Origin of the sequence: Cryobacterium sp. Hb1 (assembly GCF_004403585.1) — a bacterium.
GTDB lineage: Bacteria > Actinomycetota > Actinomycetes > Actinomycetales > Microbacteriaceae > Cryobacterium > Cryobacterium lyxosi.
This window is the reverse complement of the sequence record NZ_SOHI01000027.1, coordinates 269339-280713: the sequence shown is the minus strand read 5'-3', so window position 1 is coordinate 280713 and position 11375 is coordinate 269339. Positions and strand designations below refer to the sequence as shown.

Sequence of the window (11375 nt, the reverse complement as noted above, 5' to 3'; positions counted from 1 at the left end):
CGGTGAGATCAGCGTATTTTCAGGTGCCGGTAGGAGATCAGACGGCTGTGCTCTGGCCAGGAGCCTCATCGGTGATTCCAATGAATTGACTGCCGATCCCGTCGCACTCGGTGCGGCCGAATCCGGCGGCTGGCTCAGGCAGCTCGTCGAAGCCGTGGTTCGAGCAACTGATATACGTGAACGTCGGCCACCATTTTTTCGGGCGTACGGCTTCGGTGTACCCACAAATCGTGCAAGTGAGCTGCACCCACACCGGCTTCTTGCCGGTGCGATTGGTGCGCGACTGCAGCAGCCAGACCGGCGGCTCGGCCTCGAGTTTAGCCAGCTGGCCCTCGCTTACACGCGAGGGAATACCGTGACGTGCCGCCATTTCCAGCGGGATATCCAGGCGCAGTGCTACTTCTCGTCGCGTAATCATCATAGATAACGATAAGTGCTGGCATGGGCGGGTGCAGCATCCGCTTTTCGCACGATGCCGAAATCTCTTCCGCCTCTCGTGGGAGAATGGCGAAATGTCAATTCCCGTGTCCCCACTCGGACTTCTCCTCGACGTCGACGGCCCGATTGCGAGCCCGCTCACGCGCACCATTTCAACGCCGAGCATCCCGGCCGATCTGATCACACTGGCGGCCGGACACGTGCCGATCGCGTTCATCACCGGGAGGTCAGCCGACTTTATTCGCGAGCAGGTGATCGCCCCGCTCGTGCACGCCGGACTGCCGGAGACCTTTCGGATGTACGGCGTCTGCGAGAAGGGCGCGGTGTGGTTTCCGATCGGACCGAACGGCATGGGGGACGTCGTCGTCGATCAGAGCGTTGCCTTGCCGGTGGCGGTCATTGACGCGGTGCGCCAGCTGGTCTCTGACTCGTTCGCAGCCGAGATGTTCTTTGACGAGACCAAGCAGGCGATGATCTCGGTCGAACAGCGCACCGATGTGAGCCATGCCGACTTTCTCGCCCGCCAATCCGAATTCAACGAGGCAGCCTTCGCCATCTTGGTGGAACACGGCCTCGGTGTGCAATTCGACGATCGCCGGTCGCCCGACGAATTCGGTCGGATTCCATTTCGAATCGACGCCACGATCATCTCAACCGATATCGAGTCGGTCACGCTCGACAAGGACCATGCCGCGAAACGTGCCCTTGCCTACTTCGCGGCGAGCGGTCCATTGCCCCGGTTGTGGCGATCAATGGGCGATTCCCGCAGTGACTATCGCATGGCTGATCACCTGTACGAAGCCGGCTACGACGTCACCCACGTTGACGTGCGCCCGTCCGATGGCATTCTTGATCGGCCATATCCGGTGATCGTGATCGGTGACCAGATCCACGATGAGGCCGGGGCCACATTTCTGCGCTACTGGGTCGACAAGCTGGCCCTGCGCTCGTAATCTCGAAATGCCTAGGTATTTACGAAACGGATGCCGTTGAGCAGGGTGCTGCGCAGCTCGAAGACCTTTTCGAAGCTTCCGCGCTCCATGCCGGCTAATCCCTCGCGCAGCACGCCGACGAGCCGCGATCGCGGAATCACAATGATCATCGGCCGTCGGCCACGCTTGGGCAGCGATACCGGTTCGTCAAGGGCTCCGTCAGGCAGCACGACGATAAGCGCGGTGAAGCGGACTTTCAATGCGCGGCTGAGTGAGCGGGCGGCATCCTCGAACTGGTGGATCGGGCGATCCTCCGCCGGCAGTTCGTCGCCGACCAATTCGCCGCGGCGCAGCTGCACGGGTGCGCCCCAGTCTTCGGACAAGATGCCGAACAATCCAGCCGGGCCGAGGACGATGTGGTCAAGTTTGTCGGTCTGACTACCGGTGTCGATGTCGTGCCACGCGGTGAAACCGATACCGAGATTGGCCACGAGCTGGGCTGTAGCTTCCTCTGCCAGCGCTTTGGCGAGGCAGTGCCGTACAAGTTTCGGGGCGCTCCGGATGAGCGCGGGGGCGTACGGGTCGTCGATGACCGTGCCGCGGCCAGCCCATTCGCGCACGAGATCGAGATATCTCAGGCGCGCCTGACCACCAGGATGACCGTGCATGCGGGTTTTCAGGCTGGATTTCGTGGCGGAGCCGCGGGCGGCGGAAGCGGCGTAGGCATCCGTGGGAGCGACCTGCTCGGGGTCGCCGAAGCGCCGACGATCGTAGTCGGCCCGGTTCTGTGGACTTCCCACACGTTCCCAGGCGAGCTGCACGGCATGAAATCTGCTCGCGCTGCCGCCGACATCGGGATGGGTCTGGCGCAACAACAGTCGATAGGCGCGACGTAACTCATTCTCGGTCGCGGTCGGACTCACTCCGAGGACCTCGTAGGGGGTGGATGCGGCCGGGCTGTCTAGCATCCTGGGCGGGACCTTTCCATGTTTGAAGACAATCAATGCGAAATCGATCGAAAATCAACAATACCGTGCGATTCTGATACCGCGCCGAGGGAGAGCTGAGTGGGTGACGGGCCATTATGTGCCACGATCAGCCTGTGTCCATTCCACTCGCGCACCTGCACCGGTATAGTACCCGTTTGGTCGTCATGCTCGTGGCCGGACTTATCGTCGGGGTTACGGCTGGTCTCTCGGGCGATTGGGTTCTCGCTGTAATACTCGGCTGGGGTGCTGCCTGCGTCACCTACATTGGTTGGGTCTGGATTGTCATCAGCCGCCAGGATGCCGACGCGACGGCCCAGCACGCTACTCGCGAAGATCCGTCACGGGTCGTTTCAGAATTTCTCATTCTGCTGGCCGGACTCGCGAGTCTCGGCGCGATCGTCGTTTTACTACTCGGGACGACGGCGACCTTGAGTGCCCAGCGCGGCTTTCTCGCCGCAGTGGCCATTGCCAGCGTCGCCCTGTCCTGGGTGCTGGTGCACACACTGTTTACCCTGCGCTACGCCTCGCTGTATTACAGTCGCTCTCCCGGCGGCATCGACTTCAATCAGCCCGAACCGCCGCGGTATACCGACTTCGCCTACCTGGCCTTCACGATTGGCATGACCTACCAGGTCTCGGACACAAGCATCCGGAATCACTCGCTGCGGATGGCGACGCTCCAGCATGCGCTGCTGTCATTTCCGTACGGATCGGTGATTTTGGCTACGCTGATCAATCTCGTAGCGGGATTCCTACACTGAATGCTGCAGCCGGCGCGCTCAGGCGAGCCGATCGGGGCTTAGTTGCGCAGCAGGTGGAACGGGATTGCCATGGCGATGGCCACGCACAGGATTCCCGCAATGAAAATCGGTGCCATCAGGGCCGTGACCGAGAAAGCCAGGCCAAACAGCCAAAAACCGAAAACGAAAATCGCAAACGCGACGACGAAGGCGACGATGTTCATGGGTGTTCCTTTCACGGCAGCGCCTACGTAATTTCGCCAGGCACTGAGTTGAGCGTTCTGCTTATTCGTACTGCTTCGAGCGTACCGGTTGGGGCCCGATGCAATTACATCGAAGCGTTGGTGATCGGCTCGATCAGTTCAGGGCCGTTCCCGGTCACCCGGCCGACCTCATGAAAATTGAGCGATTCTACGACTATCCGGGAGGCTGCGGCGGCGGCATCCACGAGACCTTGGTCACCCTCGGTGGCCGGATCCAACCACTGGTCCCACCACTCCTCCGGCAGGGCAACCGGTGTGCGGTCGTGGATCTGCGCGAGCGGACCTTGGGCACTGGTCGTCAGGATGGTTGCGGACAACACCCAGCGCGCCGGATCGCTGTCAACGGCAGCCGGGTTCTTCCACCAGGAATACAGACCAGCGAGAGCGAGCGGAAGACCATCATCGGATTGAATGAAGTACGGGGTCTTTACGGTCCCCTCGGTGTGCCACTCGAAGTAACCCGTCGCCGGGACCAGAGCGCGCCGCGACCGCACGGACATCGTGAAGGTCGGCTTCTCGGCGGCCGTTTCTGCCCGTGCATTGAAGGTCGGAAATTTCGACGTCGACTCCGTCGCGAAAGATGGAATCAATGACCAGCGTGCTGATTCCAATCGACGCACAGGGGGGTCGGTTTTGGCCGATTCAAGCACGATCGGAATCTGTTCAGTCGGCCGGATATTCCAGGACGGTTCCGGCAGATTCTCACCCTCATGTTCGATATCGAACATCGCAGCCAGATCGGGCGCAGAATCGGTAATAACGAGTCGACCACACATACAGTCAGAATACCGCGTCATGCCGGGCGACCTCACGGACTTCCGCTAGCGTCGATGCAATGGACGAACGTTACAGTGCAGACGTGCTCTCTCCCGGGTGGCGCGACGCGGGACGCATCATTATTCCAACCCAGGAAGCTGTCCGGGACTTGGTTGTCGAAGAAACAGGCACAGGATTTTGTGGTGCCGTCATTCGCGTGGAAAGAAAGATCGTCACACTCGAAGACAGGCATGGCAAGCTGCGACTGTTTCCGCTCGGCTCCGGTTTTCTGATCGACGGACGCCCCGTCACACTGGTCGCACCGACCATGGCGGCCGCCCTGGGCCGGGTACGCACGGCTTCAGGTTCGACGGCCGTGCCCGATGCGCCTGCTCGCGTCGCGCGCGCCAGTCGCATCTTTGTCGAGGGGCGCCACGACGCCGAGCTGGTGGAAAAGGTCTGGGGCGCCGATCTGCGCATCGAAGGTGTCGTCGTGGAATATATCGAGGGGGTCGACAACCTCGACGAGATCCTCCGCGAATTCCGTCCGACCTCTGCACGTCGCGTCGGCGTATTGGTAGACCACCTCGTGCCTGGATCCAAGGAGAGTCGCGTCGCGGAAGCCGTGGCGCGCGGCCCGTTCGCGGCAAATGTTCTCGTAGTGGGGCATCCGTTCGTCGACGTGTGGCAATCGGTAAAACCCGCACGGATCGGCCTCAAAGCCTGGCCCGACGTACCGCGGAGCATCGAATGGAAACACGGCATCTGCGACGCGCTTGGCTGGCCGCACGAGGAACAGGCCGATATCGCCCGGGCCTGGCAGCGAATTCTCGGCCGCGTGCGCACCTTTGCCGATCTGGAACCGCAACTATTAGGGCGCGTGGAGCATTTGATCGACTTCGTGACAGCCGAATGACACGCCGTAACCAGTTTCGGTCAACGGGTGCCCGGGGCCTCGCCGAGCAGTGGTCGCCCCGGAGTTCACGTGAATTCTTCCGTAGAATTAACACTTTCGTGTCAAAAAGGCTGGGAACTTTGAAACCGTCCAGACTTGTGGGCTAGTGTTGGACTCGAAGTTGTAGTGCTTGCACGTCTTAAACGCACCGATTGCGATTCACTTGAATCGCGGTTGATGCGCCACATTCCTTTCGGAAGCGGACGACGAATACCGCGACGAACGGTCCCGACAGTCGGGGCCGGTCTAACACTCCTGGAGGAGTTTTACAAATGGCAACAGGTACCGTGAAATGGTTCAACGCTGAAAAGGGCTTCGGCTTTATCGCACCCGACGACGGAAGCGCCGATGTTTTCGCGCACTACTCCGCGATCGCGTCGAATGGCTACAAGTCCCTCGATGAGAACCAGAAGGTCGAGTTCGAGGTAACCCAGGGCCCCAAGGGTCCTCAGGCCGAGAACATCCGCGCCCTCTAAATAGAGCTTGCGAAGAACGCCTCCCGCTTACGCGGGGGGCGTTCTTGTTTTAAGCGGTTGGTACACCAGCATGCTGTCGTTGTGGCTTGGTCGCCCTACTTCACCAGGTCTTGCCAGCCGTCGCCGTCGACGTACTCGAAGATCAGGTTTGTCTCGGTGTGAGCGACGGCCGGATGCTCCGCAAGGTGTTCCAGCACGAAGTCACGCAGATGAGAGGCATCCGCTGCGGCAACGTGCAGCAGATAGTCATCGGCACCTGCGGTGTGGAACAGCCCGATCACGCCCGGCCAGTGCGGGGCCGCGTTACGAAAGTCATCGATCTGCACCCTGGCGTGTTTGGCCAACCGCACCGAGATAAGGGCCTGCAGGCTGGCACCGAGCGCAGCCAGGTCGATATTGGCCCGATAGCCACGAATATGGCCGAGCTGTTGTAAACGTCGCAGGCGCAGGGACACAGTGGACTCGGCGACACCGATTTCGCTTGCCAGAGCAGCTCCCGACGCTCGCGCATTGACCGATAGTGCTCGCAGCAGTGCGCGGTCAACCCGGTCGAGTTCCGGCTTCTTCGATTCCATCAACAGACTCCCTTGTTACTAAGGAGTTTATGCGATTCGAGCAAATGAATTGCAAGGGTCTGCATCGACACAAGCAGAAGAGCACAGCATCTGCTCCTGCATGGCTGTGTCGTCACCGTCGTCTCCGTCGTCACATCGTGAAACTCATGCTGTGCATGCCGGGATGGCCGCCGCTAGCTGCGCCCGAGGCGGCGGCGCAGCAGGTCGATGCGCATCTGCAGCTGGGTGACGCTGGCCTGAGCGACGGCCGGGCCGCCGCACAACCGACGAAGTTCGGCATGAATCATTCCGTGGGGTTCATTGGCGAGTTTGGACCACATGCCGACCAGGCTCGACAGCAGTGTGCGCTGTTCCTTGAGCGTGCGATACAAGGGCGGCGGTTCAAGCGGGGCGATCTCGCCCGTCACCGGGTCTTTACGTTTGTCAGATGACCGTTTGGACTGGCGTGACTGGCGTTGCCGCAGCAACTCCGACACTTGTTCCGGTTCGAGCAGGCCAGGGATGCCGATGAAATCGAATTCTTCATCGGTGCCGGGTTCGGCGAGTTCTCCGAACTCGTCACCGTCGAACATGACCATGTCGAAGGTCGCCTGCGAGTCCAGTGCCTGCCAGGTGAAGTCGTCCAGGCCAAGATCATCTGAGGCCTTGTCCTCCTTGTTCGCCGCTGCGACCATGGCATCTTCGGGGTTATACATGCCGTCATCGCCGTCTTCACGGTTGCTGCGGTCGAGGGCGTGATCGCGTTCTAATTCGAGCGCGTTGGCGAGGCTGAGCAGCCCGGGAACGTTGGGCAGAAAAATGGATGCCGTCTCACCACGTCGCCGGGCTCGCACGAATCGGCCGATCGCCTGGGCAAAGTACAGCGGGGTTGCCGCACTGGTTGCGTACACGCCGACGGCCAGGCGTGGCACATCCACGCCCTCCGACACCATGCGCACGGCGACCATCCACCGACGGGTGTTCTTGGAGAACTCGTCGATGCGGTCGCTCGCCTCCTTCTCGTCGGAGAGCACGATGGTGACCGGCTCGCCGCAAATGTCCTCGAGAATGACAGCGTAGGCACGTGCGGCAGTCTGGTCGGTGGCAATGACGAGACCACCGGCATCCGGAATGCCGTGCCGCACCTCGGTCAGGCGAGAGTTCGCGGCGCGCAATACCGACGGAATCCATTGCCCGGTGGGCTCGAGCGCGGTGCGCCAGGCCTGGCTGGTGATGTCCTTGGTATTGCCCTCGCCGAGCTTGGCTTCCATTTCATCACCGGCCCTGGTGCGCCACTTCATGTGCCCGGCGTAAACCATGAACATCACCGGGCGAACCACGCCATCGGCGAGGGCGCGCCCATAGCCGTAGGCATAATCGCTCTGCGACATGCGGATGCCGTGCTTGTCCGGCAGGTAACTGACGAAGGGGATCGGTGAAGTGTCCGAGCGAAACGGCGTCCCGGTCAGCGAGAGGCGCCTGGTGGCCGGGCCGAAGGCCTCCCGGATCGCGTCGCCCCAGCTCAGGGCATCTCCCCCGTGGTGAATCTCGTCGAGGATGACAAGGGTGCGACTCGACTCGGTGAGCTGTTTGTGCAAGGCGGCGCGAGCGGCTACCTGCGCGTAAGTCACGACGACCCCGTGATAGTGGCTGCCGTAGCTGCGATCGGCGTTCTTGAACATTGGATCGAGACGAATCCCTGCTCGCGCTGCGGCGTCCGCCCACTGATTCTTGAGATGCTCGGTCGGCGCCACTACCGTGATGCGATCAATCGTGCGTCGGGAGCGCAGTTCCGCAGCCAGTCGCAGGGCGAAGGTGGTCTTGCCGGCACCCGGTGTGGCTGCGGCCAGAAAGTCCCGAGGTTCGTGCACGAAATAGGCTTCCAGAGCTTCAGCCTGCCAGGCACGCAGCTTGCCGGCTGTACCCCAGGCCGCGCGTTCTGGGAATGACGGCGATAGGTGTTCGGCTGCACTTGTTCCCTGCGCGGGACCGAAAACCGATGGAGTATTCACTTCTTGCAAACCTACCAAAGCCCACCGACGTTCGCGTTCGCATCGGTCGGTTCGACCCAAGACTGGGAGTTCCGACAGAATGGATCGATGACGAAGCAACAGCATCCATGGTCGCGCTACGTCGCTCTTGGCGATTCGTTCACCGAGGGCATTGGCGATCCCGAACAGCAGAGCCCCGGCGGGCATCGTGGCTGGGCAGATCGGGTTGCCGAGATTCTCAGTGACGGCACCGACGATTTCGCCTATGCCAACCTCGCGGTCCGTGGCAAACTCCTTCGGCAGATTGCCGATGAACAGATCGAACCTGCCCTCGCGCTACGACCCGACCTGATCACCATCTCGGCTGGCGGTAACGACGTGATTCGACCAGGGACCGACCCTGATTCCATTGCAGCGCGCTTGGACGCGGCGATTTCCCGGCTGACGCACTATGGCGCGACAGTCGTGCTGTTCACCGGCGCGGATGTGGGCTTCTCCCCTGTTTTTCGCAGCATTCGCGGTAAGGTCGCCATCTACAACGAAAACATTCGGGCGATCGCCACCAAGTACGACTGCATCGTGGCCGACATGTGGCAGTTGACCGAGATTCAGGACCCTCGCATGTGGGCTCCGGACCGGCTGCATCTCAACGCACTCGGACATCACACAGTCGCGCGCATGGTGCTGCAGACCCTCAACGTGACGAGTTCCCTCGCACCCAGCGAACCGGAGCCCATGCCGGGCACCACGTGGCGTCAGGCGCGCACGGAAGACCTTGTCTGGGCGCGGGAATACCTTGTGCCCTGGGTCCTGCGCCGGGTGCGCCACCAATCCTCCGGCGACCACGTGCTGCCCAAACGACCAGACGCCGGCCCTTTCACCCTGCCGCCGGTTTGACCGCTTGTGCCGGCGCCGTACGTTCCTGATTAGGTGAGTCCGGATTAGGTGAGTCCGGATTAGGTGAGTCCGGATGGGGTGAGTCGGGATGGCGCGGCGAGGTCAGCCGGCGGCGAGCTCGCCGGGGTTTCCCATGCGCCAGGCCGGGCCGGGATCCGTGAGGGTGTGCTGCAATTCAAGCGGCACGGTCACCGTAGTCGGCGATGTGGTACCGATCGTGAAGGACACCTCGCCCACCTCGTCGCCGGCCCGGCCGAGTTGCACGTCCTTGGCCGTAGCGGTGCCCGCGATCGGCGAGTCCGACCAGACCAAAACGGATGCCGCCCGCTCGGCGACGATGTCGCTCACGTCACCCCACGGTGTCGTGTAGCTGCCGAACACGGCGCCGTCTTCGGCCAGGACGACCTCGTGAAAGCCAGGCTGGACGCTCTCGATCAGCGCGGCAATCGCAGAATTGAGCTCGGCGTGCGTGTCCCCCCCGAGAACAACACCGACAAGGGTGACCGCGTGGGTGCCGATAGTGAAATCGGTCGAGAACAACAGGCAGGCACCGGCAACATCCGTTGTGCCCGTCTTGATGCCGTCGACGCCATCTCGGCCGAGCATCTTGTTCGTGTTGATAATGGTTCCGATGACCGGCAGGACCGCCGACGGGAGAGCGACGATTTCGGCGAGGGCCGGGTGGCCGACGACGAGCTTGCCGATCTCCACCAGGTCGGCCAGGCTGCTCACGCTCGACGCGGAGAGACCGCTCGTATCCGCGATCCTGGTCTGGGTCAGGGTCTTGTCGGCCAGCCAGGTTTTCGCCGCCGCCAGGTAGTTGTCCACGGATCCGTACGCCCACACCGCGAGGGAAGACGCATAGTTGTTGGCCGACGGCAGCAGCATTGCCTCAAAAGCCTCACGTTGCGTGAGCACCATCCCCGAGACGACGGGTGCCACCGAACCGTTCTCGGCGAGCGCGTCGTAGTACCTGTCCACGTCGGCGTCGGTGAAGGTGATGTCGGGTCCGTCATCGCCTGCACCGAGTGGCTTGGCATCAAGGACGACCAGAGCTGTCACCATTTTTGCAATGCTCGCGATCGGCACCGTGTCTTCCTGGCCGGTCGAGGCCAGAACACCGGGAAAACCGACCGCGCCGATAGCGCTCGCGCCGAAGGCCGGCCAGGCCGGTGCAGCCGCCGGTTGGGAGAGCGCGTCCGGCTGCACGATCGACGCGGCGCTACCCGGTACGGGAGCCAGGTTGGTGGCGCCAACGTAGCCGATTCCCCCCAGTACAACGAGGAGAATGCTGAAGACGGCCAGTCTTCGGCGCCGGAGGAGGACACGCCGGGAGGGAGACATTCGTTCAGCCTAACTTCTTCGCGGCGTGCAGCCGGCCCGCCGAGTTCACGAGCGAATTCGCAGGGCGTAGAGCGCAACCGCGCTCGCCGAGGCGACATTGAGTGAGTCGACGCCGTGCAACATGGGAATCGTCACGACCGTGTCGGCGGCAGCCAAAGCGTGTTGACTGAGTCCATCGCCCTCCGCGCCGAGGATGATGGCAAGCCGTTCGGGCGCCGCCTCGGCGAATACGTCGAGAGAGACCGCGTTGTCGGCCAGCGCCAGGGCGGCCAGGTGAAACCCCGCGGCATGCAACAGCGGGGTGGCCACGCTCCACTCCGGCAGGCGAGTCCACGGTACCTGCAGCACCGTGCCCATGCTCACGCGCACGCTTCGCCGGTAGAGCGGGTCCGCGCAGCGTGGGGTGATCAGCACGGCATCGGCACCGAGCCCGGCAACCGAACGAAAAATGGCGCCGACGTTCGTGTGGTCGACGATGTCTTCAAGGATCACAATGCGGCGGGCACTCGTCAGCAGCGCTTCGACCGGTTCCAGCGCCGGACGGTGCATGGCGGCGAGCGCTCCGCGGTGCAGGTTGTAGCCGGTGAGCTGCTCCAGCACGCCAGGCTCACCCACATAAACCGGCACGTCGGGCCAGTCGACCAGCAAACGCGCGGCGTCTGGCATCCACTGTTCCTGAATCAGCAAGGACCGGGGCCGATGCCCGGCGTTCAGGGCCCGCGCGATCACCTTGGGTGACTCAGCGATATATAGCCCGCCGGCCGGTTCGAGAACCCGCCGGAGGGCGACATCGGTCAACCGCGAATAGTCGGCGAGACCCGCACTGGACAGGTCGGTAATGCGGGTGATCTGCACGAAGTAGTGCCTTCCGAGACGAGTTACTGACCTCAAGCCTGACAGGTAGGTAGTCAAACAGGAAAACAGACGAGTTTAGAATCAGGTAACGGGTATCTTGATCAGCTCGTCCGCCCATCTCTGCGCGAAGGGAGCACCGATGACAGCCGACTCGGCCCGGCCCACCGAAACGGCGCCTGGCGACG

The 11375-nt window shown here is 62.3% G+C and carries 13 protein-coding genes; 5 read left to right on the top strand and 8 right to left on the bottom strand.

Annotation, left to right across the window (positions count from 1 at the left end):
* Window positions 1–37 precede the first annotated feature (37 nt).
* Complete coding sequence (locus E3T38_RS10700) at window positions 38–418, bottom strand: hypothetical protein (protein WP_134548275.1); 381 nt, start codon at window positions 416–418, stop codon at window positions 38–40.
* Window positions 419–512: 94 nt separating this feature from the next.
* Here E3T38_RS10700 and E3T38_RS10695 point away from each other — a divergent pair, with 94 nt between their 5' ends.
* Window positions 513–1391 carry a hypothetical protein gene (locus E3T38_RS10695; RefSeq protein ID WP_174775231.1) on the top strand — a complete coding sequence of 293 codons (879 nt, stop codon included), beginning with the start codon at window positions 513–515 and terminating at the stop codon, window positions 1389–1391.
* Window positions 1392–1402: 11 nt separating this feature from the next.
* On the opposite strand, the gene E3T38_RS10690 is transcribed toward E3T38_RS10695, so the two are convergent.
* Window positions 1403–2338 (bottom strand): nuclease-related domain-containing protein, encoded by a 936-nt coding sequence (locus E3T38_RS10690; protein WP_134548189.1) that lies wholly within the window; start codon window positions 2336–2338, stop codon window positions 1403–1405.
* A 134-nt stretch (window positions 2339–2472) separates the two neighbouring features.
* Here E3T38_RS10690 and E3T38_RS10685 point away from each other — a divergent pair, with 134 nt between their 5' ends.
* A complete protein-coding gene (locus tag E3T38_RS10685; RefSeq protein WP_241984413.1) occupies window positions 2473–3120 on the top strand; it encodes a DUF1345 domain-containing protein in 648 nt (215 codons plus the stop codon).
* Between the two features lie 38 nt (window positions 3121–3158).
* Here E3T38_RS10685 and E3T38_RS16755 read toward each other — a convergent pair whose 3' ends face one another.
* Both E3T38_RS16755 and E3T38_RS10680 read right to left on the bottom strand, forming a co-directional pair.
* Window positions 3159–3323, bottom strand: a complete 165-nt coding sequence (locus E3T38_RS16755; protein ID WP_166805496.1) for a hypothetical protein — start codon at window positions 3321–3323, stop codon at window positions 3159–3161.
* A gap of 104 nt (window positions 3324–3427) precedes the next feature.
* Window positions 3428–4138 carry an SOS response-associated peptidase gene (locus E3T38_RS10680; RefSeq protein ID WP_134548187.1) on the bottom strand — a complete coding sequence of 237 codons (711 nt, stop codon included), beginning with the start codon at window positions 4136–4138 and terminating at the stop codon, window positions 3428–3430.
* Window positions 4139–4197: 59 nt separating this feature from the next.
* Between E3T38_RS10680 and E3T38_RS10675 the strand changes: the two genes are divergently transcribed.
* Both E3T38_RS10675 and E3T38_RS10670 read left to right on the top strand, forming a co-directional pair.
* Window positions 4198–5034, top strand: a complete 837-nt coding sequence (locus tag E3T38_RS10675) for a DUF3097 domain-containing protein (RefSeq protein ID WP_134548186.1) — start codon at window positions 4198–4200, stop codon at window positions 5032–5034.
* A gap of 311 nt (window positions 5035–5345) precedes the next feature.
* Entirely contained in the window at window positions 5346–5549 is a 204-nt protein-coding gene (locus E3T38_RS10670) for a cold-shock protein (RefSeq protein WP_035840308.1), read from the top strand.
* 95 nt (window positions 5550–5644) lie between these two features.
* On the opposite strand, the gene E3T38_RS10665 is transcribed toward E3T38_RS10670, so the two are convergent.
* Complete coding sequence (locus E3T38_RS10665) at window positions 5645–6124, bottom strand: Lrp/AsnC family transcriptional regulator (RefSeq protein ID WP_092107921.1); 480 nt, start codon at window positions 6122–6124, stop codon at window positions 5645–5647.
* A 173-nt stretch (window positions 6125–6297) separates the two neighbouring features.
* Window positions 6298–8115: a DEAD/DEAH box helicase gene (locus tag E3T38_RS10660; RefSeq protein ID WP_241984412.1), complete on the bottom strand. Its 1818-nt coding sequence runs from the start codon at window positions 8113–8115 to the stop codon at window positions 6298–6300.
* Between the two features lie 87 nt (window positions 8116–8202).
* On the opposite strand from E3T38_RS10660, the gene E3T38_RS10655 reads away from it, so the two are divergent.
* Window positions 8203–8991 carry an SGNH/GDSL hydrolase family protein gene (locus E3T38_RS10655; protein WP_134548184.1) on the top strand — a complete coding sequence of 263 codons (789 nt, stop codon included), beginning with the start codon at window positions 8203–8205 and terminating at the stop codon, window positions 8989–8991.
* A 102-nt stretch (window positions 8992–9093) separates the two neighbouring features.
* On the opposite strand, the gene E3T38_RS10650 is transcribed toward E3T38_RS10655, so the two are convergent.
* Together E3T38_RS10650 and E3T38_RS10645 are read right to left on the bottom strand one after the other, a co-directional pair.
* Window positions 9094–10335, bottom strand: a complete 1242-nt coding sequence (locus E3T38_RS10650; protein ID WP_134548183.1) for a D-alanyl-D-alanine carboxypeptidase family protein — start codon at window positions 10333–10335, stop codon at window positions 9094–9096.
* Window positions 10336–10380: 45 nt separating this feature from the next.
* Window positions 10381–11190, bottom strand: coding sequence for an RNA methyltransferase (locus E3T38_RS10645; RefSeq protein WP_104198009.1), 810 nt, complete (start codon window positions 11188–11190; stop codon window positions 10381–10383).
* Window positions 11191–11375: the final 185 nt, after the last annotated feature.